Source organism: Streptomyces albiaxialis (genome assembly GCF_039530985.1).
Classification (GTDB): domain Bacteria; phylum Actinomycetota; class Actinomycetes; order Streptomycetales; family Streptomycetaceae; genus Streptomyces; species Streptomyces albiaxialis.
The window spans coordinates 295,594-316,916 of record NZ_BAAAPE010000005.1; the positions used below are offsets into that span (position 1 = coordinate 295,594).

Sequence of the window (21,323 nt, forward strand, 5' to 3'; positions counted from 1 at the left end):
TCGATGGGTACGGGGCGGTGAGGTCGTCGGGTGGAGGGAGCGGCGAAGGGAGCGGCGGAGGCGGGCGTCTCAGGGCCGCTGGGAGACGAGGTAGTCCCGGAGCAGCGATCCGGCCTTCTCGATCAGCGGGGTGTCCCTGCTGAGGGCGACGCGGATGAACCGCTCTCCCTGCTTCTTGTCGGCCCAGAAGAAGGATTCGCACGGCAGGGCGTGGAGCCCGAGCCGCCGCAGGTCGCTCCATGCCTTCCGCGACGAGAGGTGGTCGGGGAGTTCCACCAGTGCGACGCTGACGTCGGCGGAGCCCGGGGGCAGCGAGGCGCCGGTGCCGTCGAGGGAGTCGGCGAGCACCTGGCGGTTGCGGCGGATGAGGGCGTGGATCCGCTCGTAGCCGCCGTCGCGGGCGTCGGCGGCGAACTCGGCGAGCAGCGAGAGGACGAAGGGGCTGACGCTGAGCAGCACGTCGGAGAGCTTCTCGGCGATGTCGAACGAGCACTGCCGTGAGTGGGAGATGAAGCCGAGCTTGAGCTCCAGCAGGGGCCACAGTTTCCCGGTGTCCTCGATCATGATCCACTCGACGCCGGTGCCGTCGAGCAGCGCGCAGGTGTCCGGCCGTTCGCCGGGGATGAAGCCGCGGAAGCAGGTGTCGAGGATCAGGGGTTTGCCCTGGCCCGCGCACTGGAGGGCGATCCGGCGCAGCGCGTCGGGGCCGATGGTTGTCCCGGTCGGGTTGTTCGGGACGGTGAGGAAGACCGCGTCGAGGAGGTCCAGCCCTGGGACCTCGCCGTCGACGAGCGCGTCCTCTTCGAGCGGGACGAGGTGGTGGCCCCAGCCCAGCAGGAGGTCCGGGATGTTGTCGAACGTGGGGTGGATCAGCCCGATCGTACGGACGTGGGGGCGCAGGGAGCGGGCGACGACGTCCATCGCGACGGACGAGGCGTAGGCGGAGTGCACGCGGCCTTCCTCGACGGGCGCGCTCTTCTGGCCGAGGGAGTCGAGGAACGCGCGCTGCGCTCTCCGCTCCACTTCGGCGAAGGGTTTCTCCGCGGCGGCGGAGAATATCTCGGGCATGCGCCGGGTGATGCGCTGCTGGGTCGGGGAAAGTCCTTGCCGGGGATGGCCGTCGCTGACGTTTATCTCCCCGTCGAGCGCGAGCATCTCGTACTTGGTGAGATTGGTCAGCCCGGGACCGCTGGCGCGGCTCACGTGGATGTCCTTTCGTTGAATTACCGGTGTTTTTGGGCGCATTGATTTCGAGCGCGTCGAGGGCAGGCGTCAATGCCTGAAGAAATACGTGTCAGTTGGTGGGGGAAGGCGGGGGCTACCGGGCCGCGGCGGTCGAATGACGCCCCAGCGGCACGAACCGGTCCTCTCGGGGGGAGTAGACCTCGGTGGTTCCGGCCTCCGTGTCGAACAGGGCGCGGAGGCGCAGTCCGCCGTTGCTGCGGCCGGCCTCCAGGCCGGGGTAGCCGGCCAGGTGCGCGAGTTGCGCCAGCAGGTGGGCGCGGGCCGCGCGGTCACGGGCCGCCGAGTCGACGGAAGCTCCGGCTTGCAGGCCGACGGCCTCCCGGCTCACGGTGCGGGAGTTGCCCACGACGAGCCACCGGCGTACGGAGGCGGAGACCGTCTCCTGCCCCAGCAGGGCCGCCACGGCGCCGCAGCCGGAATGCCCCGAGATCACCACGTCCTTGAGGTTGGACAGGGCGAGTCCGTACTCGATCGTGGCGATGTCGCCCGAGATGATGCGCGGGTTGTGCGGTGGAACGATGTTGCCGATGTTCCTGATCTCGAAGAGCTGGCCGGGGTCCGACACGAATCGCTGCGGAGCGAGGCGTGCCTCCGTGCAGGAGATGAACAGGACCTTCGGCAGGACCTTGTCCGCTTTCCGCCGCCCGTACGACTGGCCGTGCTGCGCTTTGTGACTGAGTGAACGTGAAACGGGCATAACACTTCCTCTGACATGACGGGAGTTCGGTTGACGCGCTTCCGAGCTCGCGGATGTCAGATCAGCCACATTTGGAGACTCGACCGGATCAAGGTGTCCTGGGGCGGGAGGTGTTCTGCGCGCAGGGGTATCGGCGCCGGTGGGCCACGCTCCGGTTTCAGTCCGGCGGGACACAGGTCCGCTAAGCTCCGCGTACTGTCCGGAATCGACTCATGAACGCTCCGGAGCGACTGGACGGCCGCTTCACTTCCCTGATCGCAGATGTCCCGTGGCGGCGCGGGATGGCCCCGGCCGGACGCGAGAGGAATGTCTTCCTGCGTGCGGACGTCGGAGAAGGTGGGATTCTGGATTTCCGCCGCGGCGGCCGAATGTCCGAGCAAGGCGTGCCCGCACACCAGGAACGGCAACAGGAGGGCCACAAGAGATTTCAGTCGACGACGGAATCCAGCATGCGCCATGAGCAGTTCTCCCCGTTGAACAACACTGAGCGGTGGAATGACGATTCAGCCCGAAGCCGATCGCTCAGTCACCCCCGAATCTGTTCCGGCAGACACGCTAGCCGTTACTGCTCGGTTTTGGCCATCCTCGTTCTGCGTCGGCCAGGTGCCGCCGAGCGACAGCTTGCACAGCGGCAACGCACTGGCCGTCGTCACGAGCGCGACCAGCACCAAAAGGGAGAACGCCCGCTGACCGATGATCCCTTGGGCGAGCCCGACGTTGATGAAAACAAGAATCATGAGCCCTCGGGCGTTCATGAGGGACCCCATGGCGGACCCCTCTCGCCAACTGAACCCGCGGGCCTTCATTACGCCGACACATCCCACGTACTTGCCGATGAACGCGGTGACGATCAGCGCGACGAGAGGAACGAGCGTGGCCGCGTCCGTGAAACCGGAGATCTGCGTGTTGAGTCCGGAGAATGCGAAGAATATGGGGACCAGAAGGATCTGGACGGTGTCCCGGAGTCTGTCTCGCAGCGCGTTCTGGAGAATCTCGCTCCGGGGCATCGCCATGCCGACCATGAAGCCGCCGAACACCGCGTAGACGCCGATCTCCTCGGTGAAGAATCCCGCTCCGAGCACCAGCACGACGATGAAGCAGAACTGACCGCCCACCAGTTCCCCGGTCCGCTCCACCCGGTCGCCGATCCGGGAAAGGCCGCGCCTCCCCAGAGTCATGACGGCGAGGGCGAACAGCGCGGCCAGCAGAATGGTCCGTACGCTCTCCCCCAGACCGCCGCCCTGGTGGAACGCCACCAGGAATGCGAGCAGGCACCAGGCGAAGGCGTCGTCGACCGCAGCGGTGAGCAGCGCGAGGACCCCCAGGGGACTGCGCTCCAGGCCGCTGTCGTAGATGATGCGGGCCAGCATCGGGAAGGCCGTCACCGAGAGGGCGCCGCCGACGAAGAGGGCGAACATCGTCGGGCTCACGTCCGCGCGCGACAGACTGTCGTAGAAGACGAGCCCCACACAGCCGCCGGCCAGGATGGCGGGCAGGATGCTGGAGACGGCCAGGGCCCCCGCAGTGCCCTTGAAGCCCTCGGGCGCCGCGTGATGGTCCAGCCCCAGGCCGACCAGGAACATGAACAGGGTGAGCCCGATGGTGCTCAGCACGTACAGGACCGGTTTCACGTCCTGGCTGAACAGCGACTCCTGGACGTCCGGGGCGATCCTGCCGAGGAGTGTGGGGCCGAGAAGGATGCCCGCGACCATCTCGCCCAGAACCCGGGGCTGTCCCCACTTCTCGAAGAGTCTCCCGCACAGGGCGGACACGACCAGGATGGCCAGGAGCGCGGGCAGAACATCGATGACGAGCTGGACGTTGGGGTCGTCGGCCGCCAGCGGCGCTGTCTCCATGCTCTCCCTCTCCTAGGCCCTCGTCAGGACGAGGGCCGCGTTCTGCCCGCCGAACCCGAACGAGTTGCTCAGCGCGGCGTCCAGCGTCGCGGGGCGCGAGGTGCCGCCCACGACGTCCAGGTCGACCTCCGGGTCGGTTTCCCGCAGCCCGGCGGTGGGCGGCACCACCTGGTTCTTGAGCGTGAGCGCGGTGAGCGCGGCCTCGACCGCGCCCGCCGCTCCGAGGGAGTGGCCCGTGACTCCCTTCGCCGCGGTGACCAACGGGTGGGGGCCGATGACGCGCCGCACCATGCGCCCCTCGACGAGGTCGTTCAGCGGGGTCGAAGTGCCGTGCGCGTTCACGTGGTCGATGTCGGCCGCGCCCAGGTCGGCGTCCGCCATCGCGGCCTCGACGGCCCGCTGGGCGCCCGCCCCCTCCGGGTCGGGGCGGGTCTCGTGACCGGCGTCGGCGGAGGCACCGTAGCCGCTGACGTAGGCGTACGGGCGGGCGCCCCGCGCGCGGGCGTGCTCGGGGTGTTCCAGGACGAGGATCGCGGCGGCCTCGGCGATGACGAAGCCGTCCCTGTCCACGTCGAACGGGCGCGAGGCCCTGTCGGGCTCCTCGGTGTTCCGGGAGAGGGCGCCCGCGCGGGCGAAGGCGGCGACGACGGAGTCGACGAGGCTGGACTCGGCCCCGCCCGTGATCACGACGTCGCAACTGCCGTTGCGCAGCAGGTCCCGGGCCATCCCGAGGGCCGTGGTGCCCGACGCGCAGGCGGTGCTGGTCACCAGGCTCGGCCCGCAGGCCCGCAGGTCCGTGGCCAGTTGCCCCGCGACGAGGTTGGGCAGCGACATCGGGATGGTCAGCGGCGAGATCCGCTCCGGGCCCAGCTCCCGCAGGCGGTCGTACTCGCGCTGCCAGGTGCCGATCCCGCCCAGGGCCGAGCCGAGGACAGTGCCCACGCGGGCCGGCTCCCACTCTTCCGGGGCCAGCCCGGCGTCGGCGACCGCCTCCCGGCCGGCCGCGAGCGCCATCTGTGTGCACCGGTCCAGCCGCCAGGCGGTGCGCCGCCCGAGCGCGGCGTCCCCGTCGAAGTCCGCCCGGCAGGCGAGCTGGACCGGCATACCGGTCAGTTCGGGGATCACCGCCGTCGTGGGACGGCCCGCGACCACCGCCTGCCACGTCCGGCCGGTGTCCGGACCCGCCGCGGTGATCATGCCGATTCCCGTGACGGCGGCGTGGAACGGCGCGGACCGCCGCCCGCCGCCGCGGGCTTCCGCCGGGGCGGCGCGTACGGCGCTCACGCCTGGTCCGTCGCGGCGGCGTTCTCGATCAGCTTCTCCTGGAGCAGCGCGACGACGTCCGCGATCCGCTGCTCGCCGGTGAAGTCGTCGTCGGCGATGGACACCCCCAGGGCGCCCTGGAGGACGTCGGAGAGCTCGACCAGGGCGAGGGAGTCGAGGCCGAGCGCTTCGAACGTGGTGTCCGCGGTGACCTCGGAGCCGTCGACGCCGAAGCGTGCGGACAGCTCGTCGCGGAGCCGGTCCTGGAGCTGCTGAGCGGAGATACCCACAGAGGAGGTCATGATGTTCCCTTCGACAGTGGAGAGTTGGCCTGGCGCCGTGACACCGGGTCAGGTCAGCTCTGGAGTGATGGACGGCCAGGTGAGCGCCGCGGCGCCCCAGGTGACCCCGCCTCCGTAGGCGGTCGTCAGGACCCGGTGGCCGGGTTCGAGCTGTCCGCTCGCCGCGGCGTCGGCCATGGCGAGCGGGACGGAGGCCGCGGCGGTGTTGCCGACGCGGTCGAGGTTGAGGGCGCAGCGCTCCATGGGGAGCGCGAGCCGTTCGGCGACGGCTTCGAGGATGCGCCGGTTGGCCTGGTGCGCGATGAGGCAGTCGACGTCCTCGGGGGCCCAGCCCGCCCGTGCGCGGACCTCGGCCGCCGCCTCGGTCATACGGGCGACGGCGCGGCGGAAGACGGACTTCCCCCGCATGGTGAAGTACCGGCCGGGCCGGTCCGGGTCCCCGGGGCCGAGCGGCTCCCTCGATCCGCCGGCCTCGACGGTGATCAGCTCGCGCAGGGAACCGTCGCTCCCCAGCAGCGTGGGCCCCAGCGCGCCGGGTTCGCCCGCGGTGCCCGCGCGCAGCACGACGGCTCCCGCGCCGTCCCCGAAGATCGGGCGCGTGGCGCGGTCGGCGGGCGCCATGATCGTGGAGAACGTGTCGGCGCCGATGAGGAGCACGCGCCTCGCGGTGCCCGCGGCGATGAACGCGGCGGCGGTGGACAGCCCGTAGAGGAAGCCGCTGCACACGGCCGAGAGGTCCCACGCCGGAGCCTCCAGGAGGCCGAGCCGGTGGGCCACCGCGGGTGCCGTCGCGGGACAGGGGTGGTCCGGTGTCGTGGTCGCGAGGATGACGAGGTCGGCCGGTTCGCCACCGGCCGACTTGAGCGCGCGCGCTCCCGCCTCCACCGCGAGGTCACCGGTCGATGTTCCCCGTTCGACCACGCGCCGTTCCCGGATGCCCGTACGCGTGCTTATCCATTCGTCCGTGGTCTCCATGAACAGGGACAGATCCTGATTGGTGACCACCTTCGACGGCAGGAAGATACCCAGTCCGCAGAGCACTGCACTCGCATTCACTTCTGACGCACCCCCTTCCTTCGGCGAATGAAAGTAACACGGCCGATCCGCATTTTCCACAGTCGAAGAAAATTCCCTGGCGAACACGGGAACGGTTGTCATTAACTCTCCACAGGTGAAAACGGATCCCATAACCCTGACCATCAGTGCAGGTCAGAGCCCTATCGAGGGGAGATCTCAACTCTTCACGCGAATCCCCGTTGCCTTTCGGTCCGTGCAGGCTGTTCAATCCGAACCCAGTTCATAAAGCCTGCCCCATACGGCGAGAGGAAGGAAATTCCGTGCCGTCAGTGGCTCCTGTTCGCGGCGAAGTCATGCTCAATGAATTCATCGAATTCGCCCCACGCCTCTACCGCCGGCTCGGCGACGACCGATGGGTGCCCCCGCTCTCCTCGGACGTCCGCCGCTTCATCGACGCGGAGGTCAACCCGTACTTCGCCGAGGCGGAGATCGAACACTTCCTCGCGCTCGACGCCGACGGCAGCACCGTGGGCCGGGTCTCCGCGAGCATCGACCCCGCCTACGTGGAGCGCTTCGGCAAGACGGGGTTCTTCGGCTGGTTCGAGTGCGTCGACGACCCGGCGGTGGCCTCGGCACTGCTGCGTACCGCCGAGGAGTGGGCCGCCGAGCGGGGGATGGAACGGATCGCCGGCCCCTACTCGTACTGCGCGACCCAGGAGTTCGGCCTGCTCGTCGCGGACCGCGGGAGCGAGCCCGCCGTCTTCCAGCCCCACAACCCGCCCTACTACAAGGACCTCCTGGAGCAGGCCGGGTACGGCGTCGACTTCCGCACGAACACCTTCAGTTGGTTCGGCGAGCGCGACGCCGCGCTGATGGAACCCCTCGTCCGGCGCGGGGACGAGGTGCGGGACAGGCTCGGGCTCACCGTCCGCGACCTGGACCCCGAGCGCTGGGACAGCGAGGTCGACCTCATCCAGGAACTCCTCGCGGCGTCCTTCGCCGACAACCACGACATGGTGCCGATCAGCAAACCGGTCCTCCGGTTCCAGCTCGGTGAGCTGCGCGACCTCATGGACCCCCGGCTGACCCGCTTCGTGGAGCGCGACGGCCGTCCCATCGCCTTCAGCGTGCTCGCGGCCGACGGCAACGAGCTGCTCAAGGAGGCGGGCGGCACCGTCACGGACGAGTTCGCCGCGCGCTACGAGGACCTCAAGGCGAACATCCGCGGAACCGTCGTGCTGATGATCGGCGTGCGCCCCGAGTTCGACGGACAGGGCGTCGGACGCGTCCTGGTCGGCGAGGTCGCGAAGGTCGTCCTCGGCCGCGTGGGCCCGTACCGGGACATGCACACGACCTGGATCCACGAGCACAACTGGCAGAGCCGCTCCTACCTCGCGCACACGAAGACCGGTCCGGCGCGCACCTATGCCGTGTACGGGAAGGACCTCGCGCTGTGACCCGCGTGATGATCACCGGAGCGTCCGGGAGCCTGGGCTCGGCGTTCGCCCGCCATCTCATCGAGGACGGCGCCGACGTGGTCTGCCTCCTCCGCCCCGGCGAGGGGCCCGGCGGACTGGAGAACCACCTCCACCGGTGCGAGGTGCGCCGAGGCGACGTGACCGACCTGGCCTCGCTGGAGACCGCCCTCGAAGGCATCGACGAGATCTACCACTTCGCCGGCTGCGCGGTCACGCTCAACAAGCTCCACCCGCTGATGGAGCAGGTCAACGTGGCCGGTTGCGCCAACCTGATCAAGGCAGCGACGACGGCCGGGGTGCGCCGGATCGCCCACGCCTCCTCCATCTCCGCCATCGGTTACCCCCCGGTGGGCGAGACGGCCGACGAGCACTTCGACATCGCCCGTTCGAGCTGCGTCAACAGCTACATGATCACCAAACGGGCCGGGGAACGGGAGTTGCTGCGCGGTTCCCGGGCCGGTGGGCCCGAGGTGGTCATCGTCAACCTCAGCGCCTGCATCGCGCCGTACAGCGACCGCCGTTACGGCTGGGCCATGCTCATCGAGAGCGCGCGCCAGGGGAAGCTGTCCGCCTACCCGCGGGGAGGCGCCGCCTTCACCTCCGTCGAGGACATGAACTTCGGGATGCGCGCCGCCATGAAGAACGGCGTGCCCGGGCGGCGTTACATCGTCTCCTCCATGAACCTCACCTTCCGTGAGCTGTTCCAGCAGGTCGCGGAGGTCGTCGGCTGCCCGCCGCCCAGGCGGGCCGTGCCCGACAGCGTCGTACGCGCGGCCGGGCGGGTCGGCGCGGCCGTGGCGGCGTTCCGCAAGGACCCCATGAAGTCGCCGTTCCTGGTCCCCGAGAACGCCCAACTGTCCGTCAGCAGACTGTTCTACGACACCAGCCGGGCCCAGCGGGAACTCGGCTTCCGCCCCACTTCCCTGCGCGACTCCATCGCCGCCGTCGACTCCTGGCTCACCGAGATCGAGGTCGACGGGCTGATCGGCGCCCTGGGGCCGCGAGAGGTGGCGTGATGCCCTCCACGACGCTGCGGGCCGCGGCGCGGCACAGCACCCTCGCCCACGCGCTCACCGCGCACGCCGACAACCAGCCCGACACCCTCGCGCTGTCCTACGCCCGCCCGGACGGGGCGCACGACCGCCGCACCTACGCCGAGCTGTACGCCCAGGCCGCTGGCATCAGTGCCGTGCTGCGCGAACTCCCGGCCGGGGAGCACGCCCAGCCCTTCGTCCTGATCGCGCTGCCCAACGGCGTGGACTACGTGGCCTCCTTCTTCGGGTGCCTGCTCGCCGACGCGGTGGGCGTCACCTTCCACCCGCCGACGATGTCGACCATGCGCGCGGGCAAGGCGTGGGACCGCAGGCTGGAGCAGATCCTGCGCGACTGCGAGCCCTCGGCCGTGCTCGCCCCCCGCGCGCTGCACGGGCGCATCGGCGAGGTGAGCGCCGGTGTCTCCCCCGCCCCGCTGATCGCCGCACCCGAGGACATACCCGTCGAGGAACGGGGCACCGGCGGCGGCTCCCTCCGGGCGCGGCCCGAGCGGCTCGCGCTGCTGCAGTACACGTCCGGCTCCACGTCGAGCCCCAAGGGCGCCATGGTGTCCCACGCCAACCTCGCCCACAACATCGCGCACATCCGGCGGAACCTCGGCACCGGCCCGGGCCAGTCGGCGGCCGGTTGGCTGCCCCTCTTCCACGACATGGGCCTGATCGGCATGGTGTGCCACCCGCTCACCGCCGGGATGAGCCTGCACATGACCACCCCCACGGGCTTCCTGCGCGACCCGCTGAGCTGGCTGCGGACGTTGAGCGCCACCGGGTCCACGTTCACCATCGCGCCCGACTTCGGCTACGCCACCGCCGTACGCAAGGTGCCCGAGGAACACCGTACGGGCCTGGACCTCTCCGGGCTCCGGCACGCCCTCAACGGCGCGGAACCCGTACGGCGCGGGACGGTCGAGGCGTTCTGCGAGGCCTACGCGCCCTACGGCTTCCACCCGCACGCGCTGATGCCCGTCTACGGCCTGGCCGAGGCGACGCTCGTCGTCACCTGCCTCGACCGCCAGGCGCCCCCGGCGACGCGTACGGAACGGGTGGGCTGCGGCGCGGCCCTCGCCCCGGACATGGACGTCGCGGTGGTCGATCCGGCGACGTCCCGGCGCTGCCCGCCGGGAACGGTCGGCGAGATCTGGATCAGCGGGCCCAGCGTGGCGGGCGGCTACTGGGGGCGCGAGGAGGCCACCCGGGAGACCTTCCACGCGACGGTGAGCGGGGCCGGGGCCGATGCCGGGGCCGATGGAGAGGAGCGGCGCTTCCTCCGTACGGGAGACCTCGGGGTGTGGCACGAGGGCCAGCTCTGCGTCGTGGGCCGCATCAAGGACGTCATCATCCACCGCGGCACCAACCACCACCCCCAGGACCTGGAGGCCACCGCGGAGGAATGCCATCCGCTCGTCGCCCGCGCGGCCGCCTTCGGCGTACGCGACGAACCGGACCAGGACGAGCAGGTGGTCGTCGTGGCCGAGCTGCTGGAGTACGGCGACGGCGCGGACCACGCGGCGGTGCTGGCGGCGATCCGCGGCGCGGTGCTGGAGGAGCACGGCATCGCGCCCGCCGCGACGGCCCTGCTCCCGGCCGGCGCGGTGCCGCGCACCACCAGCGGAAAGCTCCGCCGGGCCGAGGCCGCGCGGCGCTGGAGTTCCGGAGCGTTCCGCCTCGTGGCCGCGTGGCGGCGGGGAGAGTCGAGCAAGGGAGAACAGCCGTGACCTCTGAACCCGTCCTCGACCAGCGCGGCATCGCGTCCGTGCTGGCGGCCTCGGTCGCCGCCGAACTGGGCCTCGCCGCGCACCAGCACGTGGACCGCGCGGCGACCTTCGCGGACCTCGGGCTCGACTCCGCCGCCCTCGTCACCCTCGCCGGTACGGCCTCGGCGGAGCTGGGCGTGGAGATCCCGACGGAGTGGCTCTTCGACCACCCCACCGTCGACAGCCTCGCCGCCTTCCTCGCGGAGACCGTCGGAACGCCGGAGCCCGCTCGTGGCTGACACGGAGAACAGCGCGATCGCCGTCGTGGGTCTCGGCTGCCGGGTGCCCGGCGCGGACGGCCCCGAGGCCCTGTGGGAGCTGCTCGACGGGCTCCGCGACGAGATCTCCCGGGTCCCGGAGAGCAGGGAAGTGCTGCACGGCGCGGTCACGTCGGAGGGTTCGGCGGGCGCGGACGGCCCCGCGTCGGCCGGGGCCGAGTGGGGCGGGTTCCTGGAGGACCTCGCGAGCTGGGACCCGCACTTCTTCGGCATCTCGCAGACCGAGGCGGCCGTGATGGACCCGCAGCAGGCCCTGGCGCTGGAGGTGTCGTGGCGCGCGCTGGAGTACGCCGGGATCACCCAGGCCGACCTCCTCGGCAGCCGGACCGGGGTCTTCTTCGGCCAGGCCACCCACGACCACGCGATGCTGCTGGGCGGGGCGGACCCGCGCGCCGCACAGGGCCCGTACACCAACCCCGGCCTCTCGCACGCCATCACCGCGAACCGCCTGTCGTACCTGTGGGACCTGCGCGGGCCCTCGCTGACCGTCGACACCGCCTGTTCGTCGTCCCTCGTGGCGGTGCACCTCGCGGCGCGCAGCCTCCGGTCGGGCGAGTGCGACATGGCCATCGCCGGTGGTGTCAACGCGCTCCTCTCCCCCGTCCCCCAACTCGGCGCGGCCGGTCTGACGGCACTCGCGGCGGACGGACGCTGCCGCACCTTCGACGCCTCCGGCCAGGGCTACGTACGTGCCGAGGGCGGTGGGGCGGTGGTCCTGCGCCGTCTGGAGGACGCCGTGGCCGCCGGGGACCGCGTCCACGCGGTGATCAGGGGGTCGGGCGTCAACCAGGACGGCCGTACGAACGGGCTGACCGCGCCGAGCGGTCGTTCCCAGACCGAGCTGATCGTCGACTCGCTGCGCCGCGCGGGCGTCGCGTCGGGCGAGGAGCTGGGGTACGTCGAGCTGCACGGCACCGGGACGCCGCTCGGCGACCCCATCGAGGCGCGCGCCCTGTCCGCGGCGCTGAACCGGGTCCTGGGCGAGGAGCGTCCGCCCCTTCCGGTGGGCTCGGTCAAGGCGAACATCGGGCACCTCGAAGCCGCCGCCGGAGTCCTCGGGCTCATCAAGACGGCCCTGGTGCTGCGGCACGGTGTCGTCCCCGGCAACCCGCATCTCCGCGAGGTCAACCCCCGTATCGACCTGGAGGGTTCCGGCCTGCGGATGTCGGCGACGCGAACGGAACTTCCGAAGGAGATATCGGCGGCGGCCGTGAGTTCCTTCGGATTCGGAGGCACCAACGCCTCCGTCGTGCTCGCCCGTGCGCCGCGACGGACCCCCCGTGTCCGGAGCGGCGCGCGGGCGGGCTCCCTGCCCGTCCTGCTCCCGCTGTCCGCCCGCGCCCCCGAGTCGCTCGCCGCGTACGCGCGTGCCTGGGCCGAGAAGGTACGGGTGCTGGAGTCCTGGGACGAGGTGCGGCAGCTCGCACGGGCGGCCGTCACGCACCGCACGCTCTTCGAATGGCGTACCGGCGTGGTCGCCCACGACAAGGAGGAGTTGCTGCGCCGGCTGGAGGAGATCGCGGAGGGGCGCCGCCGCCCCACTCGCGCGAGCCGCGGCGCGGGCTCGCTGGGCTTCGTGTACTCCGGCCACGGTTCCCAGTGGGAGGGGATGGGCCGTGAACTGCTGCGGAGCTGCCCCGCGTTCGCCGCCCGGGTGCGCGAGGCCGACGCCGTGCTGGCGCCGATGCTGGGCTGGAGCCCGCTCGCGGCACTGGAGCAGGCCGCGCCCGTGGAGCTCGACGACATCCGCGTGGCCCAGCCCTTGATCTTCACGGTCCAACTGGCCCTCACCGCGCAGCTCGCCGACCTGGGTATCGAGCCGGACGCCGTCGTCGGGCACAGCATGGGCGAGCTGAGCGCGGCGGTCGTGGCCGGGAGGCTCGGTCTGGAGACGGCGTGCCGGGTGCTGCGGGCGCGCAACGACGCCGTCGAGGCGGCGCGCGGCACGGGCGGCATGGCCGTGGTCGAGGCGAGCGCGGACGAGACCGCGGAGATCCTGCGCGGCCTGGGCACCTCTGTCACCGTCGCGGCCGACAACAGCCCCCGCTCCTGCGTCGTTTCCGGGTCGAGCGAGGCGCTCTCCTCGGTGCTCGCGGAGTTCGAGCGGCTGGGCCGCGAGGCCCGCCGGGTGAAGGTGGACTACCCGTCGCACGGACCGCTGATGGAGGCTCCCGCCGAAGAACTGGGCCGGCTGCTCGGCCACCTGGAGGCCGGGAAGCGCCGACAGGGCCCCGCGTTCTACTCCTCCGTCCACGGCCGTCCGTACGACGACGAGCTGGACTCGCGGTACTGGCAGGACAACCTCACGCACCCGGTCCGCGTCCGCGAGGCCGTCTCGGCGATGGCCGGGAACGGTGTGACCCACCTGCTGGAGATCAGCCCCCATCCGGTGCTGCTGGTCGCCCTGCGCGAGTGCCTGGAGGCGTTCGGGGAGGGCACGGTGGCGCTCCACACGGGTCACCGCGACACCAGGGAGAGCGCACAGTTGCGTGAGGTCGAAGCGGCGCTGTTCGAGCACGCCTTCTGGCACGGCACGGAACCGGACGAGACGACGCGCGGCTGGGCGGAGCACCTGCCGGTCCACCCCTTCCTCCGTACGCGGGTCTACGAGCCTCCCGCGCAGGCCCAGGCACGGGCGGAGGAGGCCCGCCCGCGACTGACGGAGGCGTCCTTCCAGCCCGGCACGTTCCTCGCCGGCCTGCCCCTGCGGGAGCAGGGCAAGAGCCACACGGTGGCGGGCGAACCCGCCGTCTCGGCCACGGAGATGGCCGCCACGGCGCTGTGGGCCGCGCGACGCGCGGGGCTCGACGGCGCGAACGTCGTACGGGATCTCGAACTGATCCGGCGGCTTCCGGCGGAGGACGGCGTGGAGCGGCAGTTGGTGCTGCACCGGAGCGGCGACGGGTCACGGCCCGCACGCTCGGCCGCGGTGTCGTTCCACTTCGGCCGGGCCGGACAGTGGGTACGGGCCGCCTCGTGCACGGTCGACGGGCAACCGCCGCCGCCTCCCACCGCTCCGGCGACGGCGGAGCGCAAGCTGAGCCGGCCCCCCGGGACTTCCCGGACGCTGGCCGACGTGCTCGACGAGGCGCTGCCCGCCGTGGCGGAGGCGCTGCTCGCCGGACGGCCCGACGCGACGGAGCTGGACCGGTTCGCGGTCTCCGGGATCGGCGCGCTCCATGTGGCGGCCGATCCGGGGACGGCCGATGCCGTGGTGGCCGAAGGGCGGCTGCGGGAGTCCCAGGGGAATCCGCTCATGGACATCACGCTCGTCTCCACGACCGGCACCATGCTCGTCCACGTGCAGCGGCTGGCTCTCACCCGGCTCGCGGAGAGCGGCGCGCATCCCGTCGTGGACGAGGAGTCCGCGTCTGCCGACCGGTCCGCGACCGGCGGTGCGCTGGCGCGGCGGCTGCTCTCGACGGCCTCGGAGGGCGAGCGGTACCGGGAGCTCAGCGCGTGGCTGCGTGCCGCGCTGGAGGACGTGCTGCCGAACCGGCTGCACACGGCGGCCGAGCCGGACGAGGTGCCGTTCGTCGACATGGGGCTGGATTCCCTGATGGGGGTCGAGCTGCGCAACCGTCTGGAGAAGGAGCTCGGGCTGCGGATGTCGGCCACCTTGGTCTGGGCGCACCCCACGATCCGCGCTCTGGCCTCCGCACTGCTGCGGCGTCTCGGACCGGCCGCGGACCCGTCGCCCTCGTCCGGCCAGGGCGCGTCGCCCGAGGCGAGCGCGGAGGGGCCGGACGGGCCCTCGCGGGCGGAAGGCTCCGCCCTCCAGCAACTGCTCGCCGAACTCGACGGCTCGCCACCCGGGGGGAACCATGGACAACACCACTGACCGGACGCTGTTGCGAGCGGCCGAGACGATCCGGTCGCTGCGCGCGCGTATCGCCGACCTCGAAGCGGACTCCGGGGAGCGGGGACGGGGGCCGGGGCGGACGGACGAGCCCATCGCCGTCGTCGCCTCCGCCTGCCGCCTGCCCGGCGGCGTGAGCAGCCCGGAGGAGTACTGGGACCTGCTGCTCGAAGGGCGCGACGCGGTGCGGGAACTGCGCCGGGAACGCTGGGCGGACATCGATTTCGGCACCCTGGACGACCCGGGCTTCGCCCGGCTGACCCAGCACGCCGGGCAGGTGGACGACGTCGACAGGTTCGACGCCGCCTTCTTCGGCATCGGCGACGCCGAGGCCGAGATGATGGACCCTCAGCAGCGGCTTCTGCTGGAGATCGCGTGGGAGGCCACCGAACGCGCGGGATGGCCCGCCTCGGAGCTGGAGGAGTCCGCCACGGGCGTCTTCGTCGGCGTCGGCCACCAGGACTACATGCTCGCGTCCCTCGCGGCCCGGCAGGAGATCGGCAGCAGGCTCTCCACCGGCAGCGGCGCGCGCAGCCTGCTGGCGAACCGGATCAGCTACCAGCTCGGGCTGCGCGGCCCGAGCCTGGCGGTGGACACGGCCTGCTCGTCCTCGCTCGTCGCGGTCCACCTCGCCTGCCAGGCCCTGCGCTCCGGTGCCTGCGACCGCGCGCTCGCCGGGGGCGTCAACCTGATCCTCTCGCCCCTGTCCACCACCATGACGGGGCGTGCGCTGCCGCTGGCACCCGACGGCCGTACGAAGGCCCTGGCCGAGGACGCGGACGGCATGGTGCGCGGCGAGGGCGCCGGGATGGTGGCCCTGCGCCGGCTCTCGGACGCGCTGGAGGACGGCGACCTGATCGAGGGCGTGATCCTGGCCGACGCCACCAACCAGGACGGCCGCACCAACGGCCTGACCGCCCCCTCACCCGTGGCGCAGGAACTCCTGCTCCGGCGGGTGCTGGACGCCTCGGGGCTCGCGGCCGGTGACATCCGTATGGTCGAGATGCACGGAACGGGCACCCCGCTGGGAGACCCGATCGAGTACGAGGCCGTCCGCGCGGTCTACGGCGGGCGCGGCGAGCAGGATCCGGCCTGTTGGCTGGGCTCGGTCAAGGCCAACCTCGGGCACCTGGAGTCCGCGGCGGGCATCGCCTCCCTGATCAAGACCCTCGGCGCGCTGCGGCACGGCGAGCTGCCGCCCCAGATCAACCTCCGGCAGGTCAGCCCCCTCATCGACCTCGACGGGGAGCGCTTCGCGATCCCCCGGCGGCGCGAGGGCTGGGAGCCGCCGGAGAAGCGGTGCGCGGCGGTGAGTTCGTTCGGCTTCGGCGGCACCAACGCCCACCTCGTCGTCGTCCACCCCGACGCGGTCGAGGCGGCGCGCGCCCGTCCCCGTCGTACGCGCGCCGGCCGCTCCGCCCACGAGCCCGTGCTGCTGCCGGTCTCGGCCCGCTCGTCCGCCGCGCTGACCGCGAGCCTGCGGCGGTTCGCCGACCACCTGGACGGACTGGCAGCGCCGGACGTACGCGACGCGGTGCCCGCCACGGCGCGGCGGCGGCAGCAGCATCCGTGGCGGGCGGCCGTCACGGCGGGAGCGCCGGACCTGCTCGCCGACGCGGTGCGCCGGGCGGCGGCGGGCCGCGGCGGACCGGCGTCCCGACCGGCATCCGCCGCCGCGCCCGCGGCCCCGCAGCGGCTGGCCTTCATCTACTCCGGGCAGGTCGGGCAGTGGGCCGGGATGGGCGTGGCCCTCGCCGAGAAGGACCCTCTCGTCCGCGAGGAACTCGCCGCGTGGGACGAGGCGGTCACCGGCGCGGGCGGGCCGCCACTGCTCAAGACCCTCGCCGGTGCGGACTGCGAGGAGGCCCTGCGCGACACCCGATTCGCGCAGCTCGCCCTCGCGGCGCTGCAGGCCGCCGTGACCCGGCGGCTGACCGGCTGGGGGCTGAAGCCGGAGGCGGTCTGCGGGCACAGCGTGGGAGAGGTGTCGGCCGCGCTCGCCTGCGGCGCGTTGAGCCGCGCGCAGGCCGTCGAGGTGATCCTCGCCCGGGGCGAGACGCTCCACCGGCACGCCGCGGGCGGAGCGATGTACGCGGTGCGCGCACCGGCCGCCGAGGTCACCGACGTGCTCGCGGTGGCGCAGGAATCCGCCGACGACGTGTCCGTACGGGTGGGCATCGCGGCGGTCAACGGCCCGGAGGGCACCGTACTGGCCGGGCCCGCCGCGGCGTTGGAGGCGCTGCTTCCGCGGCTGTCGGCCTGGCGGGTGACGCGCCTCGACACGGACTACGCCTTCCACAGCCCCGGGCTCGTCACCGTGGCGGACCGGCTCGCGGAGGAGCTGCGCGACGTCCGTCCGACGGCCGGGCACACGCCGTTCTACTCCACCGTGACGGGCGAACTCGCCGCAGGCGGCACGCTGTCGGCCTCGCACTGGGCGGCGAACGCGACACGGCCGGTCCGCTTCAGCGACGCGGTCGAGGCCATGCTCGACGACGGCCTCACCAGCTTCGTGGAGATCGGCCCGCACCCCGCGCTCCTCCCCCACCTCCGGCAGATCGCCGACTCCGGCTCGTGGGACGGACGGGTCCACGCGACGGCCACGCTGCGCCGGAACCAGGACGAACTCGCCGCGCTGCACGCGGCGTCGGGCGAGTTGTGGGCCGCCGGGAACGAGGTGGACTGGTCCGCCGTCTTCCCCGGGCCGTGCCCCATGGTGCCGCTGCCGACGTACCCCTGGCAGCGGACCTCCCACTGGGTCACCGGATCACCCTCCACCTCTCCGTCCGCCACCTCTCCGTCCGCACCCTCGTCCGCCGAGGCCGCCGAGACCGCCGAGGCCGAACCGATGGCCGCGGACGCCGTCCTGGACCGCCTGGTCTCCCACCTGGCCGACATCATGCAGGCCGATCCCGCCGCCCTCGCCCCCGACCGCTCCGCGCGCGATCTCGACATCGACTCGATCTCCTTCGTGGAGCTCAAGAACCGCCTGGAGAGCGACCTGGGCGTGGCGATACCGATCACCGTCCTCACCGAAGGGGCGGCCTTGCGGGACGTGGCCGAAGGCCTCGCGGCGGCCGGCCGCACACGCGCCCCGACCTCGGAGGAGGCCCGCCGGGCTCTGGACGGCCTGGACGACCTGTCCGACGCAGAACTCGACCGCCTGATGGCGGCACTCGACTCCGATGAGGAACGATAACCGTGGCACCCACGTCCTCGACCAACTCGACCAGTTCGACCAACTCGACCGAAGAGAAGCGGGCCGCGCTGCGGGCCCGGCTGAGCACGGTGGCCGCGCGGGACGAGACCGCCGAGCGCTACCGCCGTCACGCCAACCCCTATGTCGCCCGCATGCTCGACGGCCTGGGCATCGACGTCCACTACGTGCGCGGTGAGGGGACGCGGCTCTACGACGCGGCGGGCAACGAGTACCTCGACTTCGCGGGCGCGTACGGGGCCCTGCCCTTCGGCCACAACCCGCCGGAGATGTGGAAGGCCGTCTCGGCCGTACGGCACGCGGGCGAGCCCAGCATCACCCTTCCCTCCGTTCTCGGCGCCTCCGCGCTGCTCGCCGAGCGGCTGGCGGCGGTCGCCCCGGGGTCGCTGGACCAGGTCTGGCAGTGCAACAGCGGCGCGGAGGCGGTCGAGGCCGCGCTGAAACTCGCCCGCGCGGCCACGCGGCGCCCCCTGGTCGTCTCGACGCGCAACTCGTTCCACGGCAAGACGCTCGGCGCCCTCTCCGCGACCGGCCGCAGCCGCTACCAGGAGCCCTTCGGCGCGCCATCCGCCGGATTCCTGCACCTCCCCTTCGGCGACACGGACGCGCTGAGGAAGACCTTCGAGGAACACTCGGAGCAGATCGCGGCGTTCATCGTCGAGCCCGTCCAGGGCGAGGGCGGGATCGTCCCGGCGCCGCAGGGCTATCTGGCCGCCGCGCGCGAACTGTGCACGCGCTTCGGGGCCAAGCTGATCCTCGACGAGGTGCAGACGGGGCTGGGGCGTACCGGGCGGCTGTTCGCCTGCGAGCACCACGGCGTCGTCCCCGACATCATGCCGCTCGCCAAGGCGCTGGGCGGCGGGATGGTGCCCATCGGGGCCGTGGTGTTCGGGCAGGACAGCTTGACGGAGGACTTCGGGCTGCGGCACACCTCCACCTTCGGCGGCAACGCCTTCTGCTCCCGGGTCGGCGTCGGCGCCGTCGAGCTGCTCACCGGCGACGACCAGGCCCTGGTGCGGCAGGTCGCCGAGCGCGGGGCCCACCTGCTGGCCGGGCTCCGCGAGGTGGCCGCCCGGCATCCGGACCTGGTCGCGGACGTACGCGGGCAGGGCCTTCTGCTGGGCGTGCAGCTCTCCGACGATCCGGACCTCCACCCGCGCCAGGGCCTGTTCCGGTCGCTGGCCGACCAGGAGGGCCTGGCCGGGTTCCTCTGCGGATACCTGCTGCGCAACGAGGGCATCCGCCTGGCTCCGGCCTACTTCGCCAACAGCGTGCTGCGCGTCGAACCGCCGCTCAACGTCACCCGGGAGGACTGCGACACCCTGGTGGCCGCGCTCGACCGAGGGCTGGAGGTCATCGAGCGCGGCGACAGCGCCCGCTTCTTCGCCCACCTGCTGCCCGGCGCCCGCCGGAGCGGCACCCTCCGTCCGGGCGGCGGCGCCGCGGAGCCGGCCGCTTCCGCGGACACGCCCCGGCCGAGGCCCGAGCGGCTCCGGCCACGGGACGGCGAGCCGAGGTGGGCGTTCATCGCGCACCCCACCGACCTGGCGAGCTACGAGAGTTACGACAGCCGCCTGGGACTGCCCGGCGAGCAGGTGCGGGTGCTGTTCGACCGTATGAACCAGTGCCGGAACGTCGACACGGCCGCCGCGATGCTGGTGGGTCGGTGCCGGGTGGAGACCGACACCGGGGAGAGTTCCTACGGCGAGGTGTTCGCGCTCCCCTACGGCGCCGACCGGCTCCTCGACATGCCGAGCGCCAAGGCGACGGCGCTGGTCCAGGAGGCCGTCGACGACGCCGTCGCGCGCGGCGCCGAGCTGGTGGGCCTGGGCGCCTACACCTCGGTGATCACCGCGAACGCGACCGCCCTGCGCGACGTGAAGGTCCCCGTCACCACCGGGAACGCCTACACCGTGGCGGCGGCGGTGGACGGCCTGGAGCAGGCCGCGACGCGGCAGGGCATCGCGCTCGGCGACGCGTGCTGCGTCGTCCTCGGCGGTGCCGGGGCGATCGGGCTGGCCTCCAGTCTCCTGCTGTCGGAGAAGATCGGCCGCCTGGTCCTGGTGGGCAACCCGGCCAACCGGTCACGCAGCGAGCACCGGCTGGCCGCGGCGCTGGAGTCGGTGGTCGCGCACCTGCTGGAGCTGGACGACCCGACGCACGCGGGCGCGCTGGCCCGGGCCGTACGCGAGGAGGCGGACGCGGGCGAGGCCGCCGGGGCCATCACGGAACGGCTCGTCGAACGCGGCCTCCTCGCCGCCTCGTTGGAGGCCGAGGCGGTGCTGCCGGAGGGCGACCTGGTCCTGGCCGCCACCTCGACGCCGGACCAGCTCGTCCGGCCGGAGCACGTACGGCAGGGGGCCGCGGTCTGCGACGTGTCACAGCCGCCGAACGTGGGCCCGCAGCTCAAGGAGGCCCGGCCCGATCTGCGGGTCGTCGCGGGCGGCCTGGTGGAGCTGCCCGGCGGCCGCGACCTCGGCATCGACTTCGGGGTGCCCAGCGGTGTGACGTACGCCTGCACCGCCGAAACCATGATCATCGCCCACCGTCTGCACGACCCCGTCGTCAGCCACGGCGACAAGCTCTCCGTCGGTCTGGTGCGCATGCTCCGCGACGACGCCCGGCGCCTGGGCTACCGGCTGCACCTGCCGGAGGAGTCCGACCGACAGCGGCAGGAGGCCGTTCCCCATGAGTGACATCCTCGACACCACCGGCACGGGCGCCCGGAAGGCGCCGTCCTTCCGCCCGCCGCCGTCCGTGCTCGCGCACTACCCGGACCTCGCGCACGTGCCCGACTCGCGGTGGCAGCAGGTCCACCGCGCGACGTTCCTCCCCGGCGCCGACCCGGCGCAGGTGTGGCGGGGCGCCACCGAGGTGGACGGGATCAACGCCGAACTCTCGCCCGTCATGCGGATGACCCTGCCGAAGAGCATGCGGGGCCTCGGCACGCCGTCCCTGGCCAAGGTCCCGCTCGAACAGCCGCTGGGCCGCTCCTGGATCCTGCTCGGCCGGCTGCTGCCCTACGACTACGACGACGTGATGATCACCGAACGGGAGGAGGGCAGGCGCTTCCTGGAGGTGTCCCGTATGTCCTCCGCGCGGGCGTGGATCCACGAGCGGGTCATCGACGGCAAGGACGGCGGCACCGTCCTCTCGGACCGCCTGACCTACGTGCTCACCGCCCGCATGCGGCCCATGGCCCCGGTCTACCGCCGCACCGTCCAGCAGCTCTTTGCCCACCGCCACCGCCGGGTGGCGCGGCGGTTCGCCCGCCTTGCCTCCCGAACCGCGGAATGAGGAGAACC

At 72.4% G+C, this 21,323-nt stretch carries 14 protein-coding genes; 8 read left to right on the forward strand and 6 right to left on the reverse strand.

The features are described 5' to 3' along the window. Positions 1-69: 69 nt before the first annotated feature. The 6 genes from ABD343_RS09325 to ABD343_RS09350 form a co-directional block, all read right to left on the reverse strand. Entirely contained in the window at positions 70-1,203 is a 1,134-nt protein-coding gene (locus ABD343_RS09325; RefSeq protein WP_344526054.1) for an aminotransferase class I/II-fold pyridoxal phosphate-dependent enzyme, read from the reverse strand. 115 nt (positions 1,204-1,318) lie between these two features. After that, the gene (locus ABD343_RS09330) at positions 1,319-1,942 is read right to left on the reverse strand and encodes a carbonic anhydrase (RefSeq protein WP_344526056.1); all 624 of its coding nucleotides are present in this window, start codon (positions 1,940-1,942) and stop codon (positions 1,319-1,321) included. Between the two features lie 503 nt (positions 1,943-2,445). Beyond that, a complete protein-coding gene (locus tag ABD343_RS09335) occupies positions 2,446-3,798 on the reverse strand; it encodes a cation:proton antiporter (RefSeq protein WP_344526058.1) in 1,353 nt (450 codons plus the stop codon). A gap of 12 nt (positions 3,799-3,810) precedes the next feature. Next, complete coding sequence (locus ABD343_RS09340) at positions 3,811-5,001, reverse strand: beta-ketoacyl-[acyl-carrier-protein] synthase family protein (RefSeq protein ID WP_344526411.1); 1,191 nt, start codon at positions 4,999-5,001, stop codon at positions 3,811-3,813. A 77-nt stretch (positions 5,002-5,078) separates the two neighbouring features. Next, on the reverse strand, positions 5,079-5,363 hold the full coding sequence (locus ABD343_RS09345) for an acyl carrier protein (protein ID WP_344526060.1): 285 nt from the start codon (positions 5,361-5,363) through the stop codon (positions 5,079-5,081). Positions 5,364-5,411: 48 nt separating this feature from the next. After that, positions 5,412-6,419 (reverse strand): beta-ketoacyl-ACP synthase III, encoded by a 1,008-nt coding sequence (locus ABD343_RS09350; protein WP_344526062.1) that lies wholly within the window; start codon positions 6,417-6,419, stop codon positions 5,412-5,414. Between the two features lie 314 nt (positions 6,420-6,733). On the opposite strand from ABD343_RS09350, the gene ABD343_RS09355 reads away from it, so the two are divergent. Genes ABD343_RS09355 through ABD343_RS09390 form a run of 8 tightly spaced genes read left to right on the forward strand, consistent with a single transcriptional unit; the run spans position 6,734 to position 21,315 of the window. Next, positions 6,734-7,837, forward strand: coding sequence for a hypothetical protein (locus tag ABD343_RS09355; protein WP_344526064.1), 1,104 nt, complete (start codon positions 6,734-6,736; stop codon positions 7,835-7,837). Further along, positions 7,834-8,874, forward strand: coding sequence for an SDR family NAD(P)-dependent oxidoreductase (locus tag ABD343_RS09360; RefSeq protein ID WP_344526066.1), 1,041 nt, complete (start codon positions 7,834-7,836; stop codon positions 8,872-8,874). The genes ABD343_RS09355 and ABD343_RS09360 overlap by 4 nt, the downstream gene beginning before the upstream one ends. Further along, entirely contained in the window at positions 8,874-10,625 is a 1,752-nt protein-coding gene (locus ABD343_RS09365; RefSeq protein ID WP_344526068.1) for a fatty acyl-AMP ligase, read from the forward strand. The genes ABD343_RS09360 and ABD343_RS09365 overlap by 1 nt, the downstream gene beginning before the upstream one ends. Next, entirely contained in the window at positions 10,622-10,903 is a 282-nt protein-coding gene (locus ABD343_RS09370; RefSeq protein ID WP_344526070.1) for an acyl carrier protein, read from the forward strand. Before ABD343_RS09365 ends, ABD343_RS09370 begins: the two co-directional genes overlap by 4 nt. Beyond that, positions 10,896-14,783 carry a type I polyketide synthase gene (locus ABD343_RS09375; protein ID WP_344526072.1) on the forward strand — a complete coding sequence of 1,296 codons (3,888 nt, stop codon included), beginning with the start codon at positions 10,896-10,898 and terminating at the stop codon, positions 14,781-14,783. The genes ABD343_RS09370 and ABD343_RS09375 overlap by 8 nt, the downstream gene beginning before the upstream one ends. Further along, complete coding sequence (locus tag ABD343_RS09380; protein WP_344526074.1) at positions 14,767-18,000, forward strand: type I polyketide synthase; 3,234 nt, start codon at positions 14,767-14,769, stop codon at positions 17,998-18,000. Before ABD343_RS09375 ends, ABD343_RS09380 begins: the two co-directional genes overlap by 17 nt. A gap of 2 nt (positions 18,001-18,002) precedes the next feature. Beyond that, on the forward strand, positions 18,003-20,714 hold the full coding sequence (locus ABD343_RS09385) for an aminotransferase class III-fold pyridoxal phosphate-dependent enzyme (protein ID WP_344526076.1): 2,712 nt from the start codon (positions 18,003-18,005) through the stop codon (positions 20,712-20,714). Beyond that, complete coding sequence (locus ABD343_RS09390) at positions 20,707-21,315, forward strand: hypothetical protein (RefSeq protein WP_344526077.1); 609 nt, start codon at positions 20,707-20,709, stop codon at positions 21,313-21,315. Before ABD343_RS09385 ends, ABD343_RS09390 begins: the two co-directional genes overlap by 8 nt. The last annotated feature ends 8 nt before the right edge of the window (positions 21,316-21,323 follow it).